Source organism: Lentisalinibacter sediminis (assembly GCF_040706615.1).
GTDB lineage: Bacteria > Pseudomonadota > Gammaproteobacteria > Steroidobacterales > Woeseiaceae > Lentisalinibacter > Lentisalinibacter sediminis.
In genome coordinates, this window is record NZ_JAPDRF010000003.1 from 251,780 (window position 1) to 277,300 (window position 25,521).

Genomic DNA, 25,521 nt, shown 5'->3' on the forward strand with positions numbered 1-25,521 from the left:
CATGGACAGGCCTGCGGCAACCGACAGCGGTCTGCGCCGGCGCTCCCTGGGGCTGCTGGCGGCCGGCCTGCTGTTCGCGGCGACCGCCCCGTCAGTCGCCGATCAGGAGGGACCGGACCCGGTCCTGCGAGAGCTGCTGCGCACAGCCGCGACCGAAGCCGACAGCTTCGACGACCGCTTCCACGCCCAGGTATGGCTCGTCGATATGTCCCAGCGGCTCGGCAACCGGATCGACGACCCGGTAGAGCGCGTCCGCATCCTCAAGCGCGTCCACTACGAGGCCAGACGGGTCGATCTGCCGCCGGAGCTGGTACTGGCCGTGATCGACGTAGAGAGCAATTTCGATCGCTTCGCGGTATCGAGGGCCGGAGCCCGGGGGCTGATGCAGGTGATGCCCTTCTGGCTGGACGAGATCGGCCGGCCCGACGACAACCTGTTCCATATCGACACCAACCTGCGACTGGGCTGCACCATCCTGCGCTACTACTACGACATGGAGGATGGCGACCTGCAGCGCGCCCTTGCCCGCTACAACGGCAGCCTGGGCAAGTCCTGGTATTCGAACCGGGTGCTGGACAAACTGCGGCTGACCTGGCGCCGGATCTGACGGCCGGCAAGCTAGCCGGTGCTGAAATCCCCGGGGGGCGTCACCGGCGCCGCCTCCCGCGCCACGTCGGTGACGCGCGCTGCATCCGGTCCCTGCCACAGCCACGTCTCGAGACGGCCGAGCGCCTCGGGGTCACCGCAGGCGAGCACTTCCACGCGCCCGTCGGGCAGGTTGCGGGCGTGGCCGGTGATGCCATGCCGCCGTGCCTGCTCCCGCGTGCTGGCACGGAACCAGACGCCCTGCACCTGGCCGCTGACGAAAAAGCGCAGGCACTGACGATCTGTCATCTCATCGGACATCGGGGAACCTCCCGGCGGGAGCGCGTCTCAGGGCAGCCGTTACTCGGGTTCGTCACCGGCCGTGCGTGCCGCCTCGGCGACCGCGCGCGCATGCACCGCCAGGTCGCGTGCGGCCAGCGCGTCGCGCCGCGCCGCGCGGAAGCTGCGTTCCTTCAGGTGGCTCTCGGCGCTGATCAGCCTGGAGTGCGCCGAACGGAACTCGCCGGCTGCCAGATCCTCGGCGCCGGCCTCCCGCGCGGCCTCGATGGCCTGGCGCGCATCGCTCATCTCCTGCACCGGCGGGCCGCCCGAGGCGCAGCCGGCCGAAAACAGCAGCGTGACCGCCGCTATCCAGGCGGCGAGACGCGCTCCGGAGAATGAGGAGTTCAAGATCACAACGGAACGCTAGCAGCAGCCACGGGGACCGTCAAGCAGGCAAAATCCGACCAGAAACGGCGGTTTATGGTCGGGATAGGGACTGACGGGAGGCCGCCCTGCTGGTACATTACGCGCCGGCCAGGGCCGACGAGAGGAATGCGAACAGGAACGATGAACTACCGCATCAACCACAATCCCCGCTGCTCCAGGTCCCGGGCGACACTCGCCCTCCTCGAAGAAGCCGGTGTTTCCGTCACGGTCACGGAATACCCGGAGGAACCGCCGGATACGGCCACGCTGCTCCGGAGCACGGAACTGCTCCGCTGCCGCCCCCGGGATCTGATCCGCCGCAACGATGCGGCGGCCAGCGGCAGACCGCCCGAGAACATGCACGGGAACCTGCGCTCGTGAGCGACATCCTGGTGGTCTACTACTCGCGGACCGGCGCCACCGAAGCCCTGGCCCGCGAAGTCGCCAGGGGCGTGGACGGCGTGGAAGGCGCCGCGGCGCGGCTGCGCACGGTGCCGGCGGTCTCGGCCGAGACGCAGGCGAGCGCGCCTGCGGTGCCCGGCGAAGGTCCGCCCTACGCCACGACGGAGGATCTGGTGGAATGCGCCGGTCTGGTGCTCGGCAGCCCTACCCGTTTCGGTAACATGTCCGCGGCGATGAAGTATTTCCTGGACGGCACTTCGGCGCAGTGGCTTGCCGGCAAGCTGATCGGCAAGCCCGCCGGCCTGTTCACCTCCACCGGCAGCCTGCACGGGGGCCAGGAGGCCACGCTGCTCACCATGGCGGTACCGCTGCTGCATCACGGCATGCTGATCGTCGGCCTGCCCTACAGCGAAGCGGCGCTGACCGAGACGACCAGCGGCGGCACGCCCTACGGCGCCAGTCACGTGGCGGGCCCCGACGCCAATCCGCGTCTCACCGGCCACGAGATCACGCTGGCACGGGCCCTCGGCCGGCGTGTGGCCGTGACCGCTCTCAGGCTGGCGCCTTGAGCAGCCCGGGATTGCCCATCGCGCTGTGGTTACCGGCCACCGCGGCCTGGCTCGCGGCGGGCGTGCTGTCGATGGCGCTGCTTGCGACGGGCCCCGGCACCGCCCCGGTATGGGCCTGGGTCATCACCGCCCTGCCGGTGGGACTCACTCTGCCGTTCATGCTGCTGCGCCGGCCGGATTCATTCCTGCTGGCACTGCTGGGCAGCGCGGGCTACGCCGGCTTCGGTCTGATGGAATCGATCGCGAACCCGCCGGCGCGCCTGCTGGCCGCCACGGTGGCGGCCGTCTCGCTGCTGGCGTTCTTCCTCCTGGTGCCGGTCGTGAGGATCAGCCGCAGCCGCAACTAGGTGCCGAGCACCTCGCGCACGAAGGGGATGGTCAGCCGGCGGGAGGCGGCCAGCGACGCGGTGTCCAGCCGGTCCAGCAGAGCGGTCAGCCGCCCCATGTCCCGGGGCACCCGGCGCAGCAGATAGCGCGCGGTGTCGGCCGGCAAATCGAAGCCGCGGAATCTGGCCCGGGCCCGCAGCGCCTCGAGGCGCTCCTCGTCGTCCAGATAACGCAGGCGGAATAGCGCCAGGGCCTGGCAGCGGCTGACGAGGTCCGGCAGCCGGGCCCCCAGTTCCGCCGGCGGGCCGGCAGCGGCGACGACCAGCCGGCCGCCCGCAAGCGAGAGCCCGTTCACCAGCCGGAACAGGGCCCGCTCCCAGCGCTCCTCGCCGACGACCCGGTCGAAATCGTCCAGGCAGACCAGATCCAGCGCCTCGAGCCCCTCGAGCATCTCCGGTGACGGCGCGCTGCCGAGCGGCACGTAGGCGCAGCGGCGCTCGGCCCGATCGGCGCAGATGGCCTGCAGCAGGTGGCTCTTGCCGCTGCCCGGCGGGCCGGCTATCCAGAGGCCCGGCGGCGCGGGATCCCTGGCGGCTGCGACCAGCGCCCCGTCCCCCGGCGCACGGAACGTCTCGAACACCGCATGGTCCTGCAGCGCGAGCGCGAGCGCCAGCTGCCCCCCGGCCGGGTCCTCAGCCATCCCCGCTCCCGTCCGAGTCGGGACCCGCGTCTTCCGCCAGATAACTGCGATAGGCGAACCGGGCGAGCACCGACAGCACCGCCGCCGCCGGCAGCGCCAGCAGGATGCCGAAGAACCCGAACAGCTGGCCGAAGGCCATCACGGCGAAGATCACGACGACGGGATGCAGACCGATACGGTCGCCGACAAGTTTCGGCGTGAGCACGCTGCCCTCGATGAACTGGCCCACCGAGAACACGGCGACCACGCCCAGCAGCATCAGCAGGGCGTTCGGCTCGTTTACCGCCGTCAGACCAGCCAGCGCGATGCCGAAGATGAAACCCAGATAGGGCACGAAGCTCACCAGGCCGGACACGACACCAATAGCCAGCGCGAACTGCAGCCCGAGGAGTGTCAGGCCCACGGTGTAGATGAACGCGAGCCCGGCCATCACCAGCAGCTGGCCGCGCAGGAAGGCGCCCAGCACCTCGTCGGTCTCGCGGAACAGGCGGAACACGGTCTCCCGCCGGGACGACGGCACCAGGCTGCCGAGCCGGGCGACGATCAGGTCCCAGTCGCGCAGGAGATAAAACGTGAGAATCGGTATCAGGAACAGCGACAGCAGCGCAGCCACCAGCGCACCGCCCGAGCGGCCGAGCGAGGCCAGCACGCGGCTTCCCCACTGCCCCGCCATGCTGCCGTAGTCGGAGAGGAACGCGGCCAGGCCGATGCCCTGCCCCGTACCCTCGCCGTCGATGAATTGCCGGACGAGCGGCAGCAGCCGCTCCTCGACGTATTGCATGTAGCGCGGCAGCGCCTCGAGCAGGGCGCCGATCTGCGCCTGGACGAGCGGCACCACCAGCAGCACGATCGCACCGATGACGAGGAACGTCAGCAGGAACACCGCCAGCACGGCCAGCGAGCGGGGCAGCTTCAGCTTCTGCAGCCGATCCGCCATGGGATCGCCCACGTAGGCCAGCAGGGCCGCCGCCACGAACGGTGTCAGCACTGGCGCCAGCAGGTAGAGCAGCCATGCGGTGATGGCCGCACCGACCAGCCAGAAGATGCGATTCTCGGCACTCATGCTCGGTTATCCCCCCCTGGCCGCGTCATGGGCCGCCTCCCGGGCCGCCTCCCTGGCCCGGCGGGCCCAGGACAATACGTAGTCGATACCGCTCACCACCGCCGTCACGAGCACGCCGGCCCCGAGCACCAGCAGGGTGATGTCGGGCGGCCAGGCGAAACCGGCTTGACCCAGCACGCTCAGAACGTAGAGCAGTTCGATCGCGGTATTCAACTTGCTGATCCTCGTCGGCTGGCCGGTCACCGGCGCGATGAGGAAATTGTAGGCGAGTGCGCCCGCCACGATGACCAGGTCGCGGACGATGACCACCGCCGCCAGCCAGACCGGCACCAACCCGACGGCCGCGAGGGTGAGAAACACCCCTGCCATGAGCAACTTGTCGGCCGCCGGGTCCAGCAGCGCGCCCAGCCGGCTCTGCCAGGCGAAACGCTTGGCGAGAAACCCGTCCACGCCGTCGGAGAAACCGGCGAAGAAGAACAGGCCGAGTGCCAGCGGATAGGCCCCTGCGGCGATGGCATAGAGCGTCGGCGGTATCAGCAGGATGCGGACCACCGAGATGAGATTTGGCAGCCAGCTCAGGTTCATGGGGCGCGCCGGCGACTCAGGGTCGGTAGGCCACGGTCAGGTCCGACACTTGGCCCAGTTCGCCTGCTTCGACTGTGCCGGTCGGGTCCACCACCTCCTCCAGGGTGCCGAATCGCCCGCTCAGCCGCAGCACGCGTCCGAGCCGATCGGGCGCACCGAGCAATTCGAGCCGGTAGGTGAGCGCATTGTCGGCGAGCTGCTCCAGGCGCAGGTCCCGGACCACGCTCACCGAGGCCAGGTAGCGATTGACGTCGGCGTACGCGGCCAGATCCTCGACGCCGGTTACCGTGAGGCGCACCGAGTTCGCCCGCTCGTCGCCCATGGCTGCGAGCTGTCCCGCCATCAGATCGGCGACCCGGTGCACCGCATCCTCGATCGAGGCGCGCCACTGGCGCTGCTCGCCACCGAAATACCAGGTCCATCGCGGCAGCTGGCGTCCGTCCGCGTCGATGCGGCCGAGCAGGATGCTGTTCGCGCCGTAGCGGGAGGACGCCTCGAGCACCGGCTGCTCGAAACCGCCCCACACGTCGCTGAACGCCACGCTGCCCCGGTCCTCGGCGTCGAGCAGGGGCCACACGAGGGGCAGTCCCCTCGCCCGTGCCACGTCCTCGACGCGCTGGCGCAGGAAACGGTCGGGATCGGCGCCGTCGGGCGGCTGCGTGGTGCGTCCCGGAAGTGCCGCCGGCGCCGGCTCGTCTTCGGCGGCGATGAGATCGCGTTCACCGCCCCCGCGGTCGACGGCGAGCCAGAGGAGCGTCACCGGCCGCTCACTGCCCCATACGGCGCGGCCGGCCTCCCGCAGCCGCGCCGCGATGGCCCGGCCGTCGAAACTCACCCATAGCGTCTCGTCCGCGCCCCGCCGATAACCCTGCACCAGCCGGGCGGGATCCTCGAACAACGCGTCCAGCCCCGCATCCCCGGCCGCCCCGCGCTGTCCGGTCACGCGTACCAGGATCTGGGACAGCGCGCGCCGGTAGGCCTGCTCGCGCCAGTCCGGCTCGCCCCGATCCACCGGCACCCGGATGGTGTAGAGGTCCGCCACCTCCGCCGCCCGGGCCGGCGCGGCCGCCGACAGGACGACGGCCGCGACCACTGCCGTGACAATTGCCGTGACAATGGCGGCGGCGACGCGGGCCGGGAGGGCAGCGAGGCGGAGCGGACGACCCGCTGCGCGAGGCACGCCGGCGGTGCTTCGTGCGATTGGATGCATGAGACGCGGTTTCCGAGCAGGACTTCAGACTCTATTATATCGTTCTCCCCCCGGCCTGAGGCCACCGCCCGGAACACATCGGCCGATGAGCGACAAACAACTGACATACAAGGACGCCGGCGTCGACATCGACGCGGGCAACGCGCTGGTAGAGCGCATCGGCGAAGCCGTAGAGAGCACGCGCCGCCCGGAGGTGCTGGCCGGGCTGGGCGGCTTCGGCGGCCTGTTTGCGCTGGACCTGGAGCGCTACCCGCGACCGGTCCTGGTGGCGGGCACGGACGGCGTCGGCACGAAGCTGAAACTGGCGAGCATGCTCGACCGGCACGACACGATCGGCATCGATCTCGTGGCGATGTGCGTGAACGACGTGATCGTGCAGGGCGCGGAGCCCCTGTTCTTCCTCGATTACTACGCCTGTGGCGCCCTCGACGTGGAGCAGGCCGCCGCGGTGGTCAGTGGCGTCGCCGAAGGCTGCCGGCGTGCCGGCTGCGCACTGATCGGCGGCGAGACCGCCGAGATGCCGGGCATGTACCCCCGCGGCGACTACGATCTGGCCGGTTTCAGCGTGGGCGTGGTAAACCGGGAAGACCTGATCGACGGCAGCCGCATCGCCCCCGGTGACGCGGTGCTGGGCATCTCGTCTTCCGGTCCCCATTCCAACGGCTACTCGCTCATCCGCCGCATCCTGGAGACCAGCGGCACCGCCGTCGGCACCGGCAGCAGCGAGTCCGTGGGCGGGCAGCCGCTGGGCGAAGCGCTGCTCGCCCCTACCCGCATCTACGCCAAGCCTCTGCTGGCATTGCTGCGCGCCCTGCCCGTGCATGGCCTGGTCCACGTGACCGGCGGCGGCCTGCCGGAGAACCTGCCGCGCGTGCTGCCGTCCGGCACCGAGGCCCGCATCGACCGCGGCGCCTGGACGGCCCCGCCCGTCTTCGACTGGCTGGCCGTCGCGGGCAACATCGCCCCGGCGGAGATGCTGCGCACCTTCAACTGCGGCATCGGCATGGCGGTCGTCCTGCCGCGGGAGCGCGCCGACGAGGCGCTGGCCCTGCTGGCGGAGCAGGGGGAGCAGGCCTGGCCCATCGGCGAGATCGCCGCCGGCGACGGCGGCGCCATTATCTCTTGAGCGCGGGGGGCGAGAGCACCGTCCGGGCCGTGGTGCTGATCTCCGGCGAAGGCACCAACCTGCAGGCTTTCATCGACGCCATCGCGGCCGGAGACCTGTCACTCGGCCTCGCCGCCGTGATCGCCAGCCGCGCGGACGCGCCGGGGCTCGCCCGCGCGCGGATGGCCGGCATCCCGGTGGCCGCCGTGCTGGCGGACGACGCCCCGGACCGGGAGGCCTACGACGCGGTGCTGGCGGCCGAGATCCGCCACCACGATCCCCACCTGGTGCTGCTGGCCGGCTTCATGCGCATCCTGGGCACCGCCTTCGTACAGGAGTTCGCCGGCCGCATGCTGAATGTACATCCGTCACTGCTGCCCGCCTACCGCGGGCTGCACACTCACCGGCGGGTCCTGGCGGCCGGCGATCCGGTACACGGCTGCACGGTGCATTTCGTCAGCGACGAACTCGACGGCGGTCCCGCTGTCATACAGGCCCGTGTACCGGTGCTTCCCGGCGACGACGAGGCCTCGCTTTCAGCCCGCGTTCAGGCGGCCGAGCACATCATCTATCCACGGGCCGCCGGCTGGTTCGCCAGCGGCAGGCTGCGCCTGACGGACGGCGTCCCCGAACTGGACGGACGCACACTGCCCGAACCCGTAGTCGTGGACCCGTAGTCGTGAGTCCGTAATCTCGAACGCCCGATCGTCTATACCAAGGACCGAACCGTCATGACCCCCACCGCCCGATTGTTGCTCGTCTTCCTCGCCGCGGCCGCTGCCGTCGCGCCGGCGCGCAGCGAGCCTTCAGAGAAGCCGGAGACGGCGGAGACGACGCCGCCCGGGCTGCGGCCTTTCGTCGCGGTGTACGAGGCGAAGGCAACGGTGCTCGGCCTCGGCGGCAACGTGACCATGCAGCTGGCGGAGGCGGAGGAACCGGGGGTCTACATCTTCAGAAATACCAGCGACCCGAAGGGTCTCGCGAACCTGGTGGCCGGCGAGGAGGTGGAGTGCAGCCGCTTCCGCTACGACGAAGACGGCTTCCAGCCGCTGCATTACCACGAGGACGCCGGTGACGATTCCAGCACCGTGCGCTTCCGCCCGACGGCAGGCGCGGCGGTCGCCACCTACAAGGGCCGGGAAGCCACCCTGGAGCTTCGGCCCGGCACCCTCGACCGGGCCACCGAGCAGATGGTGGTGCGCCACGAACTCGCCACCGCCACGGCCGAACTCGGGCCCTACACGACCATCGAGCGCAACGAGTACCGGACCATCGAATACCGGCCGGAGGGCACGCGGGTCGTGGACTCTCCCGCCGGCAGCTACCACACCGTCGCGTTCCGTCGCCAGCGGGTGGGCTCGAGCCGAAGCGTGCTGATCCACTATGCCCCGAAGCTGGACTGGATGCCGGTGATGATCGAGCAGTTCAAGGGCGACAAAAAGCAGGTCACGGCCCGGCTTAAGAACTACCGCCCACTGGACCCGTCTCCCGTGGACCCGGCCGCGTCATCCGGGCCCGGCGCACCGTCAGATCCTCAGGCGCGGGGCAGTGTCACGCCCCGTTGCCCCTGATACTTGCCCTGGCGATCCTTGTAAGAGACCTCGCAGGGCTCGTCCGACTCGAAAAACAGCATCTGCGCCACGCCTTCGCCCGCATAGATTTTCGCCGGCAACGGCGTGGTGTTGCTGAACTCGAGCGTGACGTGGCCCTCCCACTCGGGCTCCAGCGGCGTCACGTTCACGATGATCCCGCAGCGCGCGTACGTGGATTTACCGAGACAGATCGTGAGCACCGTGCGCGGGATACGGAAGTACTCGACGGTGCTCGCCAGCGCGAACGAGTTGGGCGGGATGATGCACACGTCCGAGGTCACGTCGACAAAGCTGTTCTCGTCGAAGGCCTTCGGGTCGACGATCGCCGAGTTGATGTTCGTGAATATCTTGAATTCCCTTGAGCAACGCACGTCGTAGCCGTAGCTGGAGGTGCCGTAGGAGACCATCGGCCGGTCTCCCGACGCGCGGACCTGTCCGGACTCGAAGGGCTCGATCATGCCCTGTTCCTCGGCCATGCGGCGGATCCAGCGGTCGGACTTGATGCTCATCGGTCAGGAATCCTCCACGACGATCTTGGGGAACGCACGGCTGTAGTCCTTGCCGGCCGCGGCCAGGATAGCGGCTGCGCGCAACGCCACCGCCCGGTAGGCTTCGGCGATCGAACCGTCGGGATCGGCCATCACCGAGGGCATGCCGCCGTCGGCGTTCTGCCGGATGCTCGCATCGAGGGGCAGTTCGCCGAGCAGCTCGATATCCGTCTCGGCTGCGAGCCGCCGCCCGCCCTCTGCACCGAAAATCCGTTCCTCGTGCCCGCATTGGCTGCAGATGTGCGTGCTCATGTTCTCGACAATGCCGAGCACGTTGACAGAGACCTTGCGGAACATCTCCAGGCCCTTGCGCGCATCGGCCAGCGCGATGTCCTGGGGCGTGGTGACGACGATGGCGCCCGCCACCGGCACCTGCTGCGCCAGGGTGAGCTGGATGTCCCCGGTGCCGGGTGGCATATCCACGATGAGATAGTCCAGATCCCGCCAGCGGGTCTGGTTGAGAAGCTGGTTCAACGCCTGGGTCACGATCGGGCCGCGCCAGACAGTGGGCTGGGAGGCATCCACCAGGAAACCGATGGACATGGCCTGCAACCCGTGAGCCTCCAGTGGCTCCATGTTCTTGCCGTCCTCGGTAACCGGGTTCTCGCCCTCGAGGCCGAGCATCAGCGGGATGCTCGGACCGTAGATATCGGCGTCGAGGATACCGACACGCGCGCCGGCCGCAGCCAGCGCCAGAGCGATATTGACGGCGGTCGTGGACTTGCCGACTCCCCCCTTGCCGGAGGCGACGGCGATGATATTGGCAACACCCGACAACGGCTTCAGGTTTTGCTGCACGGACTGGGCCCGGACCTTCGAGGTCAGCTCGATCTCGACCTGGTCGATTCCCTCGAGCGCTGCCACCGCAGCCTCGAGCGCCCGGGTGACGGAGCTGCGGATGCCTTCCACCGGCAGTCTCAGCGTCACACGGACGCGCGCCGTGGCGCCATCCCTGACGGCGCGGTCAACACTCCCCACCCGGCCCAGGGTCATCTCGATGACGGGGAGTCGAACGGCTTCGGCGGCGGCGGCGATTTCCGGGTCTTTGTCTGCGGTCACAGCTCTCTGCCTCTCTTGCGGATGTGTCACGAAGCGCGTCATTGTAACGGAGAATGCCCGACCGGGCGGACGCCGGCGCCGCCGGGCCTCGCCGGGCACACGCCTTCCGGAGACGTGACCGACGTCACGATCGAGACCGGAAATCGCGGGTTGCAGGCCCGCTTGTGGCATAATCTCGCCATCAGAGGGGACGACCCGGAATGTCGACATCCCGCAATCCCGAGTCCGCGGATCGCCCGCCCGCCGACGGCGAGCGGCAGCGCGGCTGAAGGGATTCGTTCGGCACGGAATCGTGCCGTCGGCGCGCCGGGAAGCCCGAGGTTGACAGCGAGGCAGGATGGCTCTACTCAGCGGATTCAAGACCGATCGCCTGATCGCCGAGATCGTCGGCGCGGGCGATACGAATTCGCCGGCTGCCCAGAAGGCGGCCAGCAAGCTTAAGGCCATGGGCCCGTCCGCCGTGCCCCGGGTGATCGATGCGCTGGCCAACAGCACGAAGCAGCAGACCATCCTGTTCGTCGAGGTCCTCGCCGAGCTGGCCGGCCCGAAGAGTCTCAAGCACTTCATCGAAGGCCTCTCCGACGGCAACCAGCGGGTCGTCTCCGGCACGGCCTGGGCGCTCTCCAGCACCCGCAACCTGAACCCGAACGATCTCGTCGCCCTGCTGGACGACGACGAGGTCTCCAAATCGGCGGTGATCGAGATCCTGAACGTGCACAAGCGCAAGCTGAACGTGCGCGACCTTCTGACCAAGTCCTACGAACTCGAACACAACGACAAGGCGGCGGTCTTCAAGATCATCGACGACGTCGTCGACGACGACATGGTGCCGGAACTCATCGCCCGGCTCGAAGGCAAGGACCCCTTCGTCCGCATGCATCTCATCAACATCCTGGGCAAGTTCGGCCGGCCCGACGTTGCCGCGGCGCTTGAGAGGCAGCTGAAGAGCAACAACAAGATGATCCGGCAGGCTGCCCTGACGGCGCTGGCCCGCATGGACGGCGCGCAGAACGTCGAACTGATCGCCACGCTGCTGCTGGACCCGGACTACGACGTGCAGACGAAGGCCGTCGACCTGCTGATCCGAATCAACGACCCGACCACCGTGCGCCACCTCATCCCGGCGCTGAAGGACGAGTCGGAATATCCCCGCCGCGCGGCGGTGGAAGTGCTCAACGAGATCGGCACGACGGATTCGGTGAAGGACCTGCTGCAGGCGCTGCAGGACGACGATTGGTGGGTGCGCGCGCGAGCCACCGACGCGCTGGCCAAGATCGGCGGGCCGAAAGTAATGAACGCGGCGCTGGCGCTGATTCGGGACGAGGATCAGGAGATCCGCCGCGCCGCCATCGAGATCCTGAACGCCACCAAGGACGACAGTGCGGTCAAGCATCTGATCGAGGCCACGAAGGACTCTGACTGGTGGGTGCGAGAGCGCGCCGTGGACGCCCTGGCCGGCATCGGCAGCACGAAGGCGCTGCCGGCGCTCACCAAGATGCTGGGCCAGCACCCGAAGTCGGACGCCTCGGTGGTACGCGCACTGTCGAAGATCGGCAATGCGACGGTGATCGAGAAGCTGCTGCCCATGCTGAACCGCCAGGAGCGCGAGATCCGGGTGGAGGCCATCAAGGCGATTGCCCATCTCGCGGACGAATCCAAGGCCGAGCCCATCCGCAATTATCTGGAGAAGATGAAGCAGCTGGACGACTCGGTCATCGTCAACACGGCGGACAAGGCCATCAAGGAACTCGAGGCCCGCTTCTCGTCGGACGTGCGCTACCAGAACGTGAAGGCGGAGAAACTGGCCGCCGAACCGGCAAAGACGCTGCTGATCGAGAACGAAGACATCCAGAGCATCATCGAGGAAGTCGGCGGCAAGCAGCCCCTCGACATCTCCACGCTGGAGCCGGGCGACGTCATCGACGATCGCTATATCTTCGTCGAGAAGATCGGCAAGGGCGCCTTCGGCACGGTGCTGCTGATGCAGGACAAGGTCGTCGACGAGCGGCTCATCCTGAAGTTCCTTAACCCGAACGTCTCCTCGGACGAGGAGATGATGAAGCGCTTCGTCCACGAGCTCAGGTTCTCGCGCAAGATCACCCATCCGAACGTCATCCGCATCTACGACTTCCTGAGCGTGCAGGGCCTCTACGCCATCTCCATGGAGTATTTCCCGTCCCACACACTGGGGGCCGAGATCGCCGCGCAGAAACCGATGCCGTTCGCGAAGGCGCTGCAGTTCGCCAAGGACATCGCGACCGGCATGATGGTGGCCCACGAGGCCGGCGTCATCCACCGCGACCTGAAGCCCGCCAATATCCTCATCAACGAGGAAGGCGTCCTGAAGATCGTGGACTTCGGCGTGGCGGCGGCGGCCACCGCGGGAGACACCCAGCTCACCAAGACCGGCTACGTGATCGGCTCGCCGAAGTACATGGCTCCGGAGCAGATCCTCGGCAAGCGGGTGGACGAGAAGGCGGACATCTACAGCCTCGGCGTCATGATCTACGAGATGTTGACCGGCACGCCGCCGTACACCCGCGGCGACCACATGTCGGTGATGTACCAGCACGTCCAGGGCAAGGCCCGCAAGTGCCAGGAGGTCAACCCGAAGATCCCCGACGACCTGGCGGCGCTGGTCAATCGCACCATGTCCGTGGACAAGAACAAGCGCCACCCCACCATGGCCGAGCTGAAGGACGAGCTCGACGCCATCGAGCTCTGACACCGCCGCCGCACTGGTCATCCGTGCCATTAGGCCCTAGCATAGGGCTGCGCGGGTGAATGCACCCGCGTGATACGAGCAGGCGCAGACATGGCACGCATAGACGCATTCCTGAAACTCGGCCTGGCCCAGGGCTGCTCAGACGTCCACCTGGCGGTGGGCGTGCCGCCGATGCTTCGCATGCACGGCGATCTCATGCCCATCAAGTTCCGCGAACTCTCGGACACCGAGCTCGACACCTACGTGGCCGAGATCCTTACCAAGTCCCAGCAGGACAAGTTCGAGAGCGGCCGGGACCTCGACTTCTCCTACGTGAGCGAGGACGGCGGGCGTTTCCGGGTGAACCTGTTCCGCAAGGACACGGGCATCGGCGCGACCTTCCGCCACATTCCCACCGACATCCCCACCATGGAGTCGCTGGACCTGCCGCCGGTGATCGAGAAGTTCTGCGACTATCACCAGGGCATGGTGCTGGTGACCGGCTCCACCGGCACGGGCAAGTCGACCACGCTGGCCTCCATGATCGATCACCTGAACCGGCACCGGAACCTGAACATCATCAGCCTGGAAGACCCCATCGAGTTCGTGCACCCGAGCAAGAACTGCCAGGTCATCCAGCGGGAGCTGGGCACTCATCTGACGAGCTTCGCCGACGGCGTCCGCTCGGCCATGCGCGAGGACCCGGACGTGATCCTGGTGGGCGAACTGAGAGATGCCGAGACCATCAGTATGGCCATGACGGCGGCCGAGACCGGTCACCTCGTGCTGGGCACGCTGCATACCACGGGCGCGGTGAAGACCATCGACCGCATGATCGATGCGCTGCCCGGCGAACTGCGGGAGCAGACCAAGAGCTTCCTGGCCCAGAGTCTGAACGCCGTCGTCACCCAGGTGCTGGTGAAGACGCCGGACGGGCGGGGACGCAAGGCCGTGCTCGAGATTCTGATCAACACCAAGGCCATCTCCAACCTGATCATGAGCGACCAGACCCACCAGATCCCGGCCCAGCTGCAGACCGGCCGCGATCTCGGCATGCAGACCATGGACCAGGCACTGCTGGAAGCCATCGAGGCGAAGAGCATCGATCCGGACGATGCATTCCGTTTTGCCCACGACAAGAAGCGCTTCCAGCGATTCGTGACCAACACGGACGTGCTGCCGAAGCTGGATATCGCGACCTCGTGAGCAGCCGATGAGCACGGAGAGCGCAAGCACGAACCTGATCGACCCCTATCTGCGGGAGGCGCTGGAGCGGGACGGCTCGGACCTGCACTTCCTGGCCATGGACCCGCCGCGTGTGCGCGTCTACGGCAATCTCAAGGAACTGCGGGACGAGCGGCTGGACGCCGCGCACGTGCAGGAGGCGCTTTACCAGATCATGAGCGGCGTCGCCCAGAAGCACTTCGAGGCCGAGGATGCAGTGGACTTCGCCTACGAGGTGCCGGGGCTCGCCCGCTTCCGGGTCAATGCCTTCCGCCACCTGAACGGCATCGGCGCCGTATTGCGCGCCATCCCTACCGAGGCGAAGACGCTGGACGACCTTGCCATGCCGGACGTGGTGAAGAACCTCTGCCGCCAGACCCAGGGCATGATCCTCGTGACGGGCAAGACCGGTTCGGGCAAGTCCACCACGCTGGCGGCGATGATCGACGCGATCAACCTGCGCCTGAAGGGCCACATCCTCACCATCGAGGACCCGATCGAGTTCGTGCACCAGCGCAAGGGCTGCCTGATCAGCCAGCGCGAAGTCGGAGTGCACAGCCCTTCGTTCGCCGATGCCCTGCACTCCGCCCTGCGCGAGGATCCCGACGTGATCCTCGTCGGCGAGCTCCGCGACCTGGAGACCATCAGTATCGCGGTGACGGCGGCGGAGATGGGCATCCTGGTCATGGGCACGCTGCACACCAACGGCGCCGCCCAGACCATAGACCGTATGATCAACGCCTTCCCCCACGACAAGCAGGCCCACATCCGCACGATGCTCTCGACCTCGCTGCGCGGCGTGATCTCCCAGCAGCTCGTGCCCACGAAAGGCAAACCGGGCCGGGTGGCGGCGCTCGAGATCATGGTCAACACGCCCGCCATCAGCAACCTCATCCGTCAGGGCAAGATCGATCAGCTCGAGAACGCGATGCAGAGCGGCGGAGCCATGGGCATGAAGACCATGGACACCGCCCTGCGCGAACTCTACGAACGACGCTTCATCAGCGGCAAGGAGGCCTACCAGAAGGCCATCAACAAGACGAAGTTCGAGCCGATGAAGGGCGAGAACTGAGCAGACCCGCTGCCCGCCAAGCGCCGCGCCTCTGGCATAATCCCCGCCTGCCCGAACAGACACTCCGAAATGGCCGAACAACGCCGCAAGATACTCGTCACCAGCGCCCTGCCCTACGCCAACGGCTCCATCCACCTGGGCCATCTGGTGGAGTACCTGCAGACCGACATCTGGGTGCGCTTCCAGAAGTCCCGCGGGCACGAATGCCGCTACGTCTGCGCCACCGATGCGCATGGCACGCCCACCATGATCCGCGCCCGCCGGGACGGCATCAGCCCCGAGACGCTAGTGGAACGCATGACCGCGGAGCACGAGCGCGACTTCGGCGACTTCCAGATCGAGTTCGACAACTACTACTCGACCCACACGCCGGAGAACGAGGCGATCGTCACCGGCATGTACGAGCGGCTGCAGGAGGCCGGCTACATCTACACCGAGGTGGTCAACCAGGCCTATGACGAAAAGGAGGGCATGTTCCTCCCGGACCGCTTCGTGCGCGGCGAATGCCCGGTGTGCGGCGCGCCCGACCAGCACGGCGACAACTGCGAGGCTTGCGGCAGCACCTACACGCCCCGGGACCTGAAGCATCCGGTCTCGATCCTCTCGAACACCGCCCCGGTCTACCGGGACAGCGAACACTATTTCTTCCGACTCTCCCGCTTCGAGGACTTCCTGCGCCGCTGGATGACGGCCTCCCAGCTGGATGCGGGGGTCGTGCGCAAGCTGGAGGAATGGTTCGATACGGGCCTGCAGGACTGGGACATCTCCCGCGACGCGCCCTACTTCGGCTTCCGCATCCCGGGTACCGAGGACAAGTACTTCTACGTCTGGCTGGACGCGCCCGTGGGCTACATGGCGAGCTTCCGCAACCTGGCCGACCGGGAAGGACTGGATTTCGACGCCTGGTGGGGCGCGGATGCCGACGGCGAGCTCTACCACTTCATCGGCAAGGACATCGTCTACTTCCACGCGCTGTTCTGGCCGGCCGTGCTGCACGGCTCGGGCTACCGCACGCCGGACGGCGTGTTCGCCCACGGCTTCCTCACCGTCAACGGCGAGAAGATGTCGAAGTCCCGTGGCACGTTCGTGAACGCCCGCACCTATCTCGCACACCTGGCACCGGAATACCTGCGCTACTACTACGCAGCGAAACTCGGCCCGGGCACCGACGATATCGACCTCAGCCTGGACGACTTCGTGGCCCGGGTGAACTCCGACCTGGTGGGCAAGCTGGTGAACATCGCCAGCCGCTGCTCGGGCTTCGTCACGAAACACTTCGACGGCGAGCTGGCCGCCGAGCTGCCGGACCCGGCGCTCTACGCCGAGTTCGCCGCCCGCGGCGAAGAGATTGCCGCCCGCTACGAGGCCCGGGAGTTCGGCCATGCCATGCGCGAGATCATGGCGCTGGCGGACAGGGCCAACCAGTACATCGACACCCACAAACCCTGGATACTGGCCAGGGACGCGGAGCGGCTGTCCGAGGTCCGGGGCATCTGCACCCAGGGCCTGAACCTGTTCCGCATGCTGATGGTCTGGCTGCAGCCGGTGCTGCCACAGCTGGCGGCCAGAGCCGCGGAGCAGTTCCGCGAGGACGAATGGTCCTGGGACGACGCGGTCCGGCCGCGGCTCGGCACGGCCATCGAACGCTACGAACCCCTGATCACACGCATCGATCCCAAACAGGTGGACGCCATGATCGACGACTCCCGGCAAGGCGGCAACGGCAGCAGTAGCGGAAACGCCGGCGGCGGCGCGACGAAGCAGGCGTCCGCCACGTCCGGGGCGGACGAGATCACCATCGACGACTTCATGAAGGTGGACCTGCGCGTGGCGCGGATTCTGAAGGCCGAACCCGTGGAGGGCGCCGACAAGCTGCTGCGCCTGACACTCGATACCGGCAGCGGCGAGAAGACGGTGTTCGCGGGTATCAAGTCGGCCTACGACGCCGCGGCGCTGGAGGGGCGGCTGACGGTGCTGGTCGCCAACCTGAAGCCGCGCAAGATGCGCTTCGGCACCTCCGAGGGCATGGTGCTGGCCGCCGGGCCGGGCGGCGGGGATATCTTCCTGCTCTCGCCGGACGACGGCGCCGAGCCGGGCATGCGCGTCAAGTAGCGCCGGCCGCCTGAAGGCGCCGGTGCGAGCCTCTACAATAGCGGGACACGCGGGGTCCCGGACATGACCGATCTTTTCCTGATCATCGTCGCCACAGTACTGGTCAACAACTTCGTTCTCGTGAAGTTCCTCGGCCTGTGCCCGTTCATGGGTGTCTCCACGCGCGTGGAGCCCGCCGCCGGCATGGCGCTCGCCACCGGCTTCGTGCTCACGCTGTCGTCGGCGGTCAGCTACCTGGCCGAGACCTGGATACTCGTGCCCTTCGGCCTGGAATATCTGCGCACCCTGGCCTTCATCCTGGTCATCGCCTGCATGGTGCAGTTCACCGAAATCATGGTGCGACGCCTGAGCCCGCTGCTGCACCGGGTACTCGGCATCTATCTGCCGCTGATCACTACCAACTGCGCGGTGCTGGGCGTGGCCCTCCTGAATACCCGTCAGGCGGAGAGTTTCGCCCAGTCCGTCGCCTACGGGCTGGGCGCCGCGGCCGGATTCGCCCTGGTGCTGGTGCTGTTCGCGGAGATCCGCGCACGTCTGGCGACGGCGCCGGTCCCCGACGCCTTCCGCGGCGCGGCCATCGGGCTGGTCACGGCGGGCATCATGTCGCTGGCCTTCATGGGCTTCTCCGGTTTCGCGGGACTCTGACGCATGCTGGGCGCTGTCCTCACGCTCGCTCTGCCGGCCTTCGCCGCCGGTTTCGGCCTGGCCTGGGCGGCGCAGCGCCTGCCGGCAGACGAGGAGCCGCTGGTCGAGCGCATCGACGCGCTGTTGCCACAGACCCAGTGCGCCCAGTGCGGCTTCCCGGGCTGCCGCCCCTATGCGAGGGCCATCGCGGACGGCAGCGCCGAAATCAACCAGTGCCCGCCCGGCGGCGAGCAGACCATCCATGCACTCGCGGAGCTTCTGGGGCGCGAGGCCCTGCCCCTGGACCCGGCGCGTGGAAGCGAGCCGGAACCTCGGGCGGCGGTCATCCGGGAAGCCGAGTGCATCGGCTGCGCCCGGTGCCTGCCGGCCTGCCCGGTGGATGCCATCGTCGGCGCGCCCCAGTATCTGCATACCGTGATCGAGCGCGAATGCACCGGTTGCGAGCTGTGCCTGGATCCCTGTCCGGTGGACTGCATCGACCTGGTGCCCGTGCGCCCGGCGCCGGGCGGCGGGCAATGACCGCGCCGACGGAAGGCCTGTCGCGCCTGCACGGCGGGCTCCGCCTGCCGGCGCAGAAGGCGCGCTCCACCGGCGCGCCGATCCGGGAGGTGGCGGTGCCGCCGCGGCTGATCATGCCGCTCGGCCGCAAGCCCGCCGCCGCCGCCCGACCGCTGGTCGCAGTGGGAGACCGGGTGGCCCGGGGCCAGCGCATCGCCGAAGGCCTCCCGCCGGACAGCGCCAACGTGCATGCGGGCTCATCGGGGACCGTCGCCGCGATCGAGGATCGGCCGGTGCCGGCGCGGGACGGCGGCACCCCCGTGCCCTGCATCCTGATCGATACGGACGGCGACGACCGCCTCCACCCGGACTGCCGCCCACTACCGGACTCCATCACCCGCGACCCGGCCGCGCTGGCCGGCGCCGTCGAGGCCGCAGGCATCCTCGGACTCGGGGGCGCAGCCTATCCGACGGCGCCCAAGCTCGCCGAGGGGTTGGGACAGGACCTGGAGGCGCTGATACTCAACGGCGCCGAATGCGAGCCTTACATCAGCTGCGACGACCGACTGATGCGCGAGCAGGCAGCAGACATCGTTGCAGGTGCCCGCCTGATGCTGACCGTAATCGGCATCCGCAAATGCATCGTGGCCATCGAGAGCGACAAGCCCGAGGCCTGGCAGGCCATGAAGGCCGCCGTGGCAGAGGCGCCGGAGGGCATCCGGCTGGTCCAGCTGCCCACGGTCTACCCCTCCGGCGGCGAAGATCAGCTGGTCAGGCTGCTGACCGGTCGGGAGGTGCCGAGCGGCGGCCTGCCCACCGACGTCGGCTACCTGGTGCACAACGTGGGCACCGCCGAGGCGGTGGCCCGCCTCGCCACCAGCGGAGAACCCCTCGTCAGCCGCGTGGTCACCGTCACCGGCGAGGGCATCGCCGAGCCGGGCAACTACCGGGTGCGGCTCGGGACCCCCATCGCCGACCTGGCGCGCGCCGCCGGCAGCTACACGGAGCGCGCCGCCTGCCTGATCATGGGCGGTCCCATGACCGGCGTTTCGCTGCCACACGACGACTTCCCGGTGGTCGGCGCGACCAACTGCCTCCTGTTCACCCGCGAGCCCCCTGCCCTGGCCGGAGAACCGGAACGCCCCTGCATACGCTGTGGCGAGTGCGCCCGGGTCTGCCCGGTGCGGCTGCAGCCCCAGCACCTCCACCGCCACGCCGCCCCCGCCGACGAACAGGCCCTCGCCCTGTTCGGACTCGACGACTGCATCGAATGCGGCTGCTGCGACCTGGTGTGCCCGAGCCACATCCCGCTCACCCGGAGCTTCCGCGAGGCCAAGGCGGCGCTGCGCCTGAAGGCCCACGAGCGGCGCAAGGCCGAACGGGCCCGGCACCGCTTCGAGGCCCGGGAGCAGCGGCTGCTCGAGCGCGAGCAGGCCGCACGGGAACGCCAGGAAGACGTCCGGCGTGAGGCCGGCGCCGAGGCGATACGGGAGATCCTGAAACGCCGCCGCGGCCGCAGCGACGACGAGGGCTGACGGTGCGTTTCCGCACGGTCCGTCTGCCGCTGCTCCGTCCGAGGACCGGCGTCGGCGCCGTCATGCGCCAGGTCCTGTATGCACTCGCACCCGCGGCCGCGGCCTACGTCTGGTTCTTCGGCCCCGGCCTGCTATTCAACGTGCTGGTCGCCGCGGTCTTCTGCCTGGGCAGCGAGGCGCTGATCCTGCGCCTGCGCGGCATGCCGGTCGCCCCGGCGCTGGAAGACTGCAGCGCGGTGCTGACCGCGGTGCTGCTGGCCTTCGCCCTGCCGCCGCTCACGCCCTGGTGGGTCACGGCCACCGGCTCGATATTCGCGATGGTATTCGCCAAGCATCTGTACGGCGGCCTGGGCTACAACGTCTTCAACCCGGCGATGGCCGGCTACGTCGCCGTGCTGCTGTCCTTCCCCGTCGCAATGACCGCCTGGCTGCCGCCTCGCATGGGCGACCTCGACTACGAGGGCCTCTCGCTGCTGGAGTCCCTCGGCTACGTGCTGGCGGGGCACCTGCCGGAAGGCGTCACGCTGGACGCGATCACCCGGGCAACGCCCCTGGACTCGGTGCGCGAGGGCCTGAGGGAGATGCAGATCTTTGCCGAGATCCGCACCAATCCCCTGTTCGGCGACTTCGGCGGCCGCGGCTGGGAGTGGATCGACAACTTCATCGCCCTCGGCGGATTCTGGCTGCTGTACCGGGGGATCATCCGCTGGCATATCCCGGTGGCGGTGCTCACCGGCGTGCTGGTTCCCGCGACCATCGCCTCGATCCTGCAGCCCGGCCTCGCTCCCACTCCCGGCTTCCATCTGTTCAGCGGCGCCACCCTGCTCTGCGCCTTCTTCATCGCCACCGACCCGGTCTCGGCGGCCACCAGCCCCGCCGGCCGGCTGCTGTACGGCTTCGGCATCGGTCTCATCACCTGGGCGATCAGGACCTGGGGCGGCTACCCGGATGGCGTGGCTTTCGCCGTGCTGCTCATGAACATGGCCGTCCCCGCCATCGACCGCTACACCCGTCCGCGGATCGCGGGCCACGGGCGCTCGCCGTGAGCGACCGGCCGGCCAGCCTGCCACCCTGGCGCACGGGCCTGGTGCTGGCCGTGTTCGCCGCCGTCTGCGCCGGCGCGGTCTCGCTGACCTGGGAGCTTACCCGTGAGCGCATCGCGGAGAACCGCAGCGCCCTGCGCCAGCAGCGCTTCGCACCCCTGCTCGAGAGTGTGGCCTGGGATCGCATCACCCTGGACGACCCACTGCGCTTCGACCCGCCCCACGAACTGCCCGGGCGGCAGGCCGCGCTGGTCTACCGGGCACTGGACGGCGGGCGGACCAGCGCCTGGATTTTCGAGGTGTCGGCCGACGGTTATTCCGGCCCCATCCGGCTACTGATCGGCCTTCGTCCCGATGGCACCATCACGGCGGTGCGCGTGCTCGAGCACCGCGAGACGCCCGGCCTGGGCGACGGCATCGAGGCCTCCCGCTCCGACTGGATCCGTCGTTTCGCAGGGCTCTCCCTCGGCGATCCGCCCGCCGACGAATGGGCGCTCCGGCGTTCCGGCGGCCGTTTCGAGCAATTCACCGGGGCCACCATCACGCCCCGCGCGGTCGTCCGGGCGGTGAAATCCACCTTGATATACTTCGCCGCTCACCGGGAAGATCTCGAAAAACGCGCGCAGGAGGACGCCGGATGAGCCAGACCGACGCCACCACCGTCGGCCAGGAAAGCAACCCCACCGGGGAGACCGCCGCAGTGCCCGCCGCCGGCCGCGGCAGGTGGCTGCGCAACGGGCTCTGGGACAACAATCCGGGGCTGGTGCAGCTGCTCGGCCTCTGCCCGCTGCTGGCGGTGACCACCGGCGCCGTGCATGGACTCGGCCTCGGACTGGCCACCGTGTTCGTCATGACCGCGACCAACGCGCTCGTCTCCCTGCTGCGCCGCTCGCTCACCCGCGAGATCCGCATCGCGGTCTATGTTCTGATCATCGCCTCGCTGGTGACCTGTGTGGAGATGATCTTCGAGGCCTGGTTCCCGGCGCTGGATCGGGCACTCGGCATCTTCATCGCGCTGATCGTAACCAACTGCGCCATCGTCGCGAGGGCGGAGGCCGTAGCGTCGCGTCAGCCGCCGCTGCCCGCTGCCGCCGACGGCCTGGTGATGGGCCTCGGTTTCGCCTGGGTGCTGGTCGTCGTCGGCGGCATCCGCGAGCTGGTCGGCCGCGGCACCCTGTTCGCCGACTGGCACCTGCTGACCGGCGCGGTGGCCGCGCCGGCCGACCAGGCAGGCGCCGGTGGCGGTTTCCTGCTGGCCATACTGCCTCCGGGCGCGTTCCTGACCCTCGCCCTGCTGATCGCCGGCAAGAACCTGCTGGACAGCCGTCGGCAACAGCCCGCCGCGTCGGCACTGAGATCCGCGGACGGCGTGGAATGAACCGGGACAAGCGCACGGCCATCTACCGGCGGCTGCGGGATGCCAACCCCCACCCCGCCACCGAGCTCGAGTATTCGACACCCTTCGAACTCCTGGTCGCGGTCATACTCTCCGCCCAGGCGACCGACGTGGGCGTGAACAAGGCCACCCGGAAGCTGTTCCCGGCGGCCAACACGCCGGCGGCTATCCTCGCGCTGGGCGTCGACGGACTGTCCCGCTACATCCGCACCATCGGCCTCTACAACAGCAAGGCGAAGAACGTCATCGAGACCTGCCGGATCCTGCTCGAGGAGCACGAGGGCGAGGTGCCCCGGGACCGGGCGGCGCTGGAAGCCCTGCCCGGGGTCGGCCGCAAGACCGCGAACGTGATCCTGAATACGGCCTTCGGCGAGCCTGTGATCGCGGTGGATACCCACATCTTCCGCGTGGCCAATCGCACGGGTCTCGCCAAGGGCAAGACGCCGCTGGAAGTCGAGAAGCGGCTGAGCCGGCTGACACCGGAGGAGTTTCTGAAGGACGCCCATCACTGGCTGATCCTGCACGGGCGCTACGTCTGCAAGGCGCGCAAGCCTGACTGCCCGAACTGCATCATCGCCGACCTCTGCGAGTACCGCCGCAAGACCGAGTCGCCGGAGGCGGCCTGATGCTGTTCGGCCAGGATCGCGACGAACTGAGGCGTATGTATGCCGAGGCCTGGCAAAAGGCCACGGCATCCCGGCCGATGAGCGCGCTGGAAGCTCAGATCGCCGATGTGGTCGCCGCGCACCCGGAGTATCACGACGCGCTGGCGGAGCCGCGGCTCGCGCGGGATTACACCGGCGCGGACGGCGCCGCCAACCCCTTCCTGCACATGGGGCTGCACATGGCCCTGCGCGAGCAGGTGGCCACCGACCGGCCGGCCGGCGTACGGGCCGTATTCGAGGGCCTCGCCGCAAGGCTCGGCGACGCCCACGAGGCCGAACATCGCATGATCGAGTGTCTGGCGGAATCGCTGTGGGAAGCCCAGCGCGCCGGCACGGCCCCGGACGAGAGCGCCTATCTCGAGCGCCTGCGCCGGCTGACCTGATCGCCCGCGGCGATGAAATATGCGACCGGCCCGGCCGGTCTTCTCTGATGACCACGGACCGGAACACGGGAAACCGGTACACCACGAGACCGGCCCGACAGGCAAGAAGACGTAGAGGACGATGACGAAAACAGCACAACAGGAAACCGGTAAACCGAACGGCCGCGCGCAGCGCGATATCCCCGCAGGCGCCGGCCTCGGCCTGCGGCGGGGCCTCATGCAGTCGCTGCGGGAGGCGCAGCCCGAGGAGATCGACTTCCTGGAGGTGGCGCCGGAGAACTGGATCGGTGTCGGCGGCCGGCAGGGGCGGCGCTTCCGCGAATTCACCGAACGCTATCCCGTGACCCTGCACGGCCTGTCCCTCTCGCTGGGCGCGCCGTCGCCCCTGGACGAGGAACTGCTGCGGCGCATCCGTCGTTTCATGGACGAGCACGGCATCACCTTCTATTCCGAACACCTGAGTTACTGCGGTGATGACGGCCACCTCTACGACCTGATGCCCATCCCCTTCACCGAGGAGGCCGTGCACTACGTCGCCGGGCGCATCCGTCGTGCCCAGGAGATCCTGGGCCAGCGCATCGCGGTGGAGAACGTCTCCTACTACGCCACCCCGGACCGCTCGCTCACCGAGGCGGAGTTCGTGCGCGCGGTGCTGGAGGAAGCCGACTGCGATCTGCTGCTGGACGTGAACAACATCGTGGTGAACGCCATCAACCACGGCTACGACGCGGAGGACTTCCTGGCGGCCATGCCGGACGAGCGGGTCGCCTACCTGCACGTGGCAGGGCACTACGTGGAGGCCGAAGACCTGCGCGTGGACACCCATGGCGCGGCGGTCAGCGACCCCGTCTGGCGGCTGCTGGCGCAGACCTACGAGCGGCTGGGTCCGTTGCCGACGCTGCTGGAACGGGACTTCAATTTCCCGCCCCTGGACGAGCTGCTGGGCGAGCTGCGTCTGGTGCGCACCCTGCAGCACGAACCCGGGGCCCTGGCCGGCATCGAGGCGGAGGCCGCCCGTGTCTGAGCGCCCGTCGTTCCAGCGCAAGCAGTACGAGTTCGCGGCCCACATCCGCGACCCGAAGGCGAATCCGGCGCCGGCGGGAATCGAGGACCGTCGCCTCGCGATCTATCGCGACCTTTTCTTCGGCAATATCTCCGGGCTGCTCGCTGCCACCTTCCGGGTGACGAAACGCATCCTGGACGGCGAGCAGTGGGACGCCCTGGTACGCGACTTCATCGCCCGCCACGAGTCCCACACACCGTTGTTCCTGCACATGCCGCAGGAGTTCGTCGATTTCCTGGAACACGAGCGCGACGAGCCGACCGACCCCCCCTTCCTGCATGCGCTGGCGCACTACGAGTGGGTGGGTCTGGCGCTCTCCATCGAGGAGGAGGACCCGGACCTGGCCGACGTGGACCGGGAGGCGGACCTTCTGGCCGGCGTGCCCGTCGTCTCGCCGCTCGCGTGGCTCTGCGGTTACCCATTCCCGGTGCACCGCATCAGCACGGAGTTCCGACCGGAGGAGCCCGATCCGCAGCCGACCTGGCTGGTGGTCTATCGCCGGCTCGACGACCGCATGGGCTTCCTGGAACTGAACGCCGCCACCGCGCGCCTGTTCGAACTCGCGCGGGACAACCAGGCCGGCCGCACCGGACGCGAACTCGCCGAGACCGTCGCCGCGGAGATCGGCCACCCGCAACCGGAGGCCGTCGTCGCCGGCGCCCGCGACACGCTCGAGGAGATGGGACGCCTGGATATCATTATCGGCGTCCGCCGCGACTGAACCGTCA

The 25,521-nt window shown here is 68.6% G+C and carries 29 protein-coding genes; 21 read left to right on the forward strand and 8 right to left on the reverse strand.

Translation table 11 applies throughout. The annotated features are described in order from the left end of the window. Position 1: 1 nt before the first annotated feature. Entirely contained in the window at positions 2-607 is a 606-nt protein-coding gene (locus tag ACJMKX_RS06045) for a transglycosylase SLT domain-containing protein (RefSeq protein ID WP_405222475.1), read from the forward strand. An 11-nt stretch (positions 608-618) separates the two neighbouring features. On the opposite strand, the gene ACJMKX_RS06050 is transcribed toward ACJMKX_RS06045, so the two are convergent. Further along, complete coding sequence (locus tag ACJMKX_RS06050; RefSeq protein ID WP_405222478.1) at positions 619-906, reverse strand: acylphosphatase; 288 nt, start codon at positions 904-906, stop codon at positions 619-621. Positions 907-945: 39 nt separating this feature from the next. After that, positions 946-1,275: a DUF4398 domain-containing protein gene (locus tag ACJMKX_RS06055; RefSeq protein WP_405222481.1), complete on the reverse strand. Its 330-nt coding sequence runs from the start codon at positions 1,273-1,275 to the stop codon at positions 946-948. Between the two features lie 144 nt (positions 1,276-1,419). Here ACJMKX_RS06055 and ACJMKX_RS06060 point away from each other — a divergent pair, with 144 nt between their 5' ends. From ACJMKX_RS06060 to ACJMKX_RS06070, 3 genes are read left to right on the forward strand one after another with little or no spacing between them, the layout of a single operon-like run. After that, on the forward strand, positions 1,420-1,674 hold the full coding sequence (locus tag ACJMKX_RS06060; RefSeq protein WP_405222484.1) for a thioredoxin domain-containing protein: 255 nt from the start codon (positions 1,420-1,422) through the stop codon (positions 1,672-1,674). Then, positions 1,671-2,264, forward strand: coding sequence for an NAD(P)H:quinone oxidoreductase (gene wrbA, locus ACJMKX_RS06065; RefSeq protein ID WP_405222487.1), 594 nt, complete (start codon positions 1,671-1,673; stop codon positions 2,262-2,264). The genes ACJMKX_RS06060 and wrbA overlap by 4 nt, the downstream gene beginning before the upstream one ends. After that, on the forward strand, positions 2,261-2,611 hold the full coding sequence (locus tag ACJMKX_RS06070; protein WP_405222490.1) for a hypothetical protein: 351 nt from the start codon (positions 2,261-2,263) through the stop codon (positions 2,609-2,611). The genes wrbA and ACJMKX_RS06070 overlap by 4 nt, the downstream gene beginning before the upstream one ends. Here the strand turns inward: ACJMKX_RS06070 and hda are convergent. Genes hda through ACJMKX_RS06090 form a run of 4 tightly spaced genes read right to left on the reverse strand, consistent with a single transcriptional unit; the run spans position 2,608 to position 6,149 of the window. Then, positions 2,608-3,291: a DnaA regulatory inactivator Hda gene (gene hda / locus ACJMKX_RS06075; RefSeq protein ID WP_405222493.1), complete on the reverse strand. Its 684-nt coding sequence runs from the start codon at positions 3,289-3,291 to the stop codon at positions 2,608-2,610. The two genes, ACJMKX_RS06070 and hda, sit on opposite strands and share 4 nt — an antisense overlap. Next, positions 3,284-4,354 (reverse strand): AI-2E family transporter, encoded by a 1,071-nt coding sequence (locus ACJMKX_RS06080; protein ID WP_405222496.1) that lies wholly within the window; start codon positions 4,352-4,354, stop codon positions 3,284-3,286. Before ACJMKX_RS06080 ends, hda begins: the two co-directional genes overlap by 8 nt. A gap of 6 nt (positions 4,355-4,360) precedes the next feature. Further along, positions 4,361-4,939 (reverse strand): CDP-alcohol phosphatidyltransferase family protein, encoded by a 579-nt coding sequence (locus ACJMKX_RS06085; RefSeq protein WP_405222498.1) that lies wholly within the window; start codon positions 4,937-4,939, stop codon positions 4,361-4,363. 16 nt (positions 4,940-4,955) lie between these two features. Beyond that, positions 4,956-6,149, reverse strand: coding sequence for a DUF2066 domain-containing protein (locus tag ACJMKX_RS06090; protein ID WP_405222501.1), 1,194 nt, complete (start codon positions 6,147-6,149; stop codon positions 4,956-4,958). Between the two features lie 85 nt (positions 6,150-6,234). Between ACJMKX_RS06090 and purM the strand changes: the two genes are divergently transcribed. The 3 genes from purM to ACJMKX_RS06105 are packed head-to-tail and all read left to right on the forward strand — an operon-like array spanning position 6,235 to position 8,825. Then, positions 6,235-7,275 (forward strand): phosphoribosylformylglycinamidine cyclo-ligase, encoded by a 1,041-nt coding sequence (purM, locus tag ACJMKX_RS06095; RefSeq protein WP_405222503.1) that lies wholly within the window; start codon positions 6,235-6,237, stop codon positions 7,273-7,275. Further along, positions 7,272-7,931, forward strand: a complete 660-nt coding sequence (gene purN / locus ACJMKX_RS06100) for a phosphoribosylglycinamide formyltransferase (protein WP_405222505.1) — start codon at positions 7,272-7,274, stop codon at positions 7,929-7,931. The genes purM and purN overlap by 4 nt, the downstream gene beginning before the upstream one ends. A 54-nt stretch (positions 7,932-7,985) precedes the next feature. Further along, complete coding sequence (locus tag ACJMKX_RS06105; protein WP_405222508.1) at positions 7,986-8,825, forward strand: DUF3108 domain-containing protein; 840 nt, start codon at positions 7,986-7,988, stop codon at positions 8,823-8,825. Here ACJMKX_RS06105 and dcd read toward each other — a convergent pair. Together dcd and apbC are read right to left on the reverse strand one after the other, a co-directional pair. Continuing rightward, entirely contained in the window at positions 8,789-9,355 is a 567-nt protein-coding gene (gene dcd, locus ACJMKX_RS06110; protein WP_405222511.1) for a dCTP deaminase, read from the reverse strand. The genes ACJMKX_RS06105 and dcd overlap by 37 nt on opposite strands. A gap of 3 nt (positions 9,356-9,358) precedes the next feature. After that, on the reverse strand, positions 9,359-10,453 hold the full coding sequence (gene apbC, locus ACJMKX_RS06115) for an iron-sulfur cluster carrier protein ApbC (protein ID WP_405222514.1): 1,095 nt from the start codon (positions 10,451-10,453) through the stop codon (positions 9,359-9,361). Between the two features lie 337 nt (positions 10,454-10,790). On the opposite strand from apbC, the gene ACJMKX_RS06120 reads away from it, so the two are divergent. The 14 genes from ACJMKX_RS06120 (at position 10,791) to ACJMKX_RS06185 (ending at position 25,514) form a co-directional block, all read left to right on the forward strand. Further along, positions 10,791-13,178, forward strand: a complete 2,388-nt coding sequence (locus tag ACJMKX_RS06120; protein ID WP_405222517.1) for a HEAT repeat domain-containing protein — start codon at positions 10,791-10,793, stop codon at positions 13,176-13,178. A gap of 90 nt (positions 13,179-13,268) precedes the next feature. Then, positions 13,269-14,363: a type IV pilus twitching motility protein PilT gene (locus ACJMKX_RS06125; protein ID WP_405222520.1), complete on the forward strand. Its 1,095-nt coding sequence runs from the start codon at positions 13,269-13,271 to the stop codon at positions 14,361-14,363. A 7-nt stretch (positions 14,364-14,370) separates the two neighbouring features. Further along, positions 14,371-15,453, forward strand: coding sequence for a type IV pilus twitching motility protein PilT (locus ACJMKX_RS06130; protein WP_405222523.1), 1,083 nt, complete (start codon positions 14,371-14,373; stop codon positions 15,451-15,453). 69 nt (positions 15,454-15,522) lie between these two features. Next, entirely contained in the window at positions 15,523-17,565 is a 2,043-nt protein-coding gene (metG, locus tag ACJMKX_RS06135; RefSeq protein ID WP_405222526.1) for a methionine--tRNA ligase, read from the forward strand. A 63-nt stretch (positions 17,566-17,628) separates the two neighbouring features. Further along, the gene (rsxA, locus tag ACJMKX_RS06140; RefSeq protein ID WP_405222529.1) at positions 17,629-18,210 is read left to right on the forward strand and encodes an electron transport complex subunit RsxA; all 582 of its coding nucleotides are present in this window, start codon (positions 17,629-17,631) and stop codon (positions 18,208-18,210) included. A gap of 3 nt (positions 18,211-18,213) precedes the next feature. Then, entirely contained in the window at positions 18,214-18,729 is a 516-nt protein-coding gene (gene rsxB / locus ACJMKX_RS06145; protein ID WP_405222532.1) for an electron transport complex subunit RsxB, read from the forward strand. Continuing rightward, a complete protein-coding gene (gene rsxC, locus ACJMKX_RS06150; RefSeq protein ID WP_405222534.1) occupies positions 18,726-20,243 on the forward strand; it encodes an electron transport complex subunit RsxC in 1,518 nt (505 codons plus the stop codon). Before rsxB ends, rsxC begins: the two co-directional genes overlap by 4 nt. Before the next feature lie 2 nt (positions 20,244-20,245). After that, positions 20,246-21,289 (forward strand): RnfABCDGE type electron transport complex subunit D, encoded by a 1,044-nt coding sequence (locus tag ACJMKX_RS06155; RefSeq protein WP_405222537.1) that lies wholly within the window; start codon positions 20,246-20,248, stop codon positions 21,287-21,289. Beyond that, the gene (locus ACJMKX_RS06160; protein WP_405222540.1) at positions 21,286-21,927 is read left to right on the forward strand and encodes an RnfABCDGE type electron transport complex subunit G; all 642 of its coding nucleotides are present in this window, start codon (positions 21,286-21,288) and stop codon (positions 21,925-21,927) included. Before ACJMKX_RS06155 ends, ACJMKX_RS06160 begins: the two co-directional genes overlap by 4 nt. Further along, complete coding sequence (rsxE, locus tag ACJMKX_RS06165) at positions 21,924-22,664, forward strand: electron transport complex subunit RsxE (protein ID WP_405222543.1); 741 nt, start codon at positions 21,924-21,926, stop codon at positions 22,662-22,664. Before ACJMKX_RS06160 ends, rsxE begins: the two co-directional genes overlap by 4 nt. Further along, on the forward strand, positions 22,661-23,308 hold the full coding sequence (gene nth / locus ACJMKX_RS06170) for an endonuclease III (RefSeq protein ID WP_405222546.1): 648 nt from the start codon (positions 22,661-22,663) through the stop codon (positions 23,306-23,308). Before rsxE ends, nth begins: the two co-directional genes overlap by 4 nt. After that, complete coding sequence (locus ACJMKX_RS06175; RefSeq protein WP_405222549.1) at positions 23,308-23,730, forward strand: DUF1841 family protein; 423 nt, start codon at positions 23,308-23,310, stop codon at positions 23,728-23,730. Before nth ends, ACJMKX_RS06175 begins: the two co-directional genes overlap by 1 nt. A 121-nt stretch (positions 23,731-23,851) precedes the next feature. Continuing rightward, positions 23,852-24,754 (forward strand): HvfB family MNIO-type RiPP peptide maturase, encoded by a 903-nt coding sequence (locus tag ACJMKX_RS06180; protein WP_405222551.1) that lies wholly within the window; start codon positions 23,852-23,854, stop codon positions 24,752-24,754. Further along, on the forward strand, positions 24,747-25,514 hold the full coding sequence (locus tag ACJMKX_RS06185; protein ID WP_405222554.1) for an HvfC family RiPP maturation protein: 768 nt from the start codon (positions 24,747-24,749) through the stop codon (positions 25,512-25,514). The genes ACJMKX_RS06180 and ACJMKX_RS06185 overlap by 8 nt, the downstream gene beginning before the upstream one ends. The last annotated feature ends 7 nt before the right edge of the window (positions 25,515-25,521 follow it).

What these genes read in the sequence shown, in the direction of transcription:
- ACJMKX_RS06175 (WP_405222549.1), top strand. Translation starts at nt 23,308, where the DNA reads ATGCTGTTCGGCCAGGATCGCGACGAACTGAGGCGTATGTATGCCGAG.
- metG (WP_405222526.1), top strand. Translation starts at nt 15,523, where the DNA reads ATGGCCGAACAACGCCGCAAGATACTCGTCACCAGCGCCCTGCCCTAC.
- ACJMKX_RS06050 (WP_405222478.1), bottom strand. Translation starts at nt 906, where the DNA reads ATGTCCGATGAGATGACAGATCGTCAGTGCCTGCGCTTTTTCGTCAGC.
- hda (WP_405222493.1), bottom strand. Translation starts at nt 3,291, where the DNA reads ATGGCTGAGGACCCGGCCGGGGGGCAGCTGGCGCTCGCGCTCGCGCTG.
- ACJMKX_RS06085 (WP_405222498.1), bottom strand. Translation starts at nt 4,939, where the DNA reads ATGAACCTGAGCTGGCTGCCAAATCTCATCTCGGTGGTCCGCATCCTG.
- rsxE (WP_405222543.1), top strand. Translation starts at nt 21,924, where the DNA reads ATGAGCCAGACCGACGCCACCACCGTCGGCCAGGAAAGCAACCCCACC.
- ACJMKX_RS06045 (WP_405222475.1), top strand. Translation starts at nt 2, where the DNA reads ATGGACAGGCCTGCGGCAACCGACAGCGGTCTGCGCCGGCGCTCCCTG.
- nth (WP_405222546.1), top strand. Translation starts at nt 22,661, where the DNA reads ATGAACCGGGACAAGCGCACGGCCATCTACCGGCGGCTGCGGGATGCC.
- ACJMKX_RS06130 (WP_405222523.1), top strand. Translation starts at nt 14,371, where the DNA reads ATGAGCACGGAGAGCGCAAGCACGAACCTGATCGACCCCTATCTGCGG.
- purM (WP_405222503.1), top strand. Translation starts at nt 6,235, where the DNA reads ATGAGCGACAAACAACTGACATACAAGGACGCCGGCGTCGACATCGAC.
- rsxA (WP_405222529.1), top strand. Translation starts at nt 17,629, where the DNA reads ATGACCGATCTTTTCCTGATCATCGTCGCCACAGTACTGGTCAACAAC.
- rsxC (WP_405222534.1), top strand. Translation starts at nt 18,726, where the DNA reads ATGACCGCGCCGACGGAAGGCCTGTCGCGCCTGCACGGCGGGCTCCGC.
- ACJMKX_RS06125 (WP_405222520.1), top strand. Translation starts at nt 13,269, where the DNA reads ATGGCACGCATAGACGCATTCCTGAAACTCGGCCTGGCCCAGGGCTGC.
- ACJMKX_RS06180 (WP_405222551.1), top strand. Translation starts at nt 23,852, where the DNA reads ATGACGAAAACAGCACAACAGGAAACCGGTAAACCGAACGGCCGCGCG.
- rsxB (WP_405222532.1), top strand. Translation starts at nt 18,214, where the DNA reads ATGCTGGGCGCTGTCCTCACGCTCGCTCTGCCGGCCTTCGCCGCCGGT.
- ACJMKX_RS06090 (WP_405222501.1), bottom strand. Translation starts at nt 6,149, where the DNA reads ATGCATCCAATCGCACGAAGCACCGCCGGCGTGCCTCGCGCAGCGGGT.
- ACJMKX_RS06080 (WP_405222496.1), bottom strand. Translation starts at nt 4,354, where the DNA reads ATGAGTGCCGAGAATCGCATCTTCTGGCTGGTCGGTGCGGCCATCACC.
- ACJMKX_RS06120 (WP_405222517.1), top strand. Translation starts at nt 10,791, where the DNA reads ATGGCTCTACTCAGCGGATTCAAGACCGATCGCCTGATCGCCGAGATC.
- ACJMKX_RS06060 (WP_405222484.1), top strand. Translation starts at nt 1,420, where the DNA reads ATGCGAACAGGAACGATGAACTACCGCATCAACCACAATCCCCGCTGC.
- dcd (WP_405222511.1), bottom strand. Translation starts at nt 9,355, where the DNA reads ATGAGCATCAAGTCCGACCGCTGGATCCGCCGCATGGCCGAGGAACAG.
- ACJMKX_RS06105 (WP_405222508.1), top strand. Translation starts at nt 7,986, where the DNA reads ATGACCCCCACCGCCCGATTGTTGCTCGTCTTCCTCGCCGCGGCCGCT.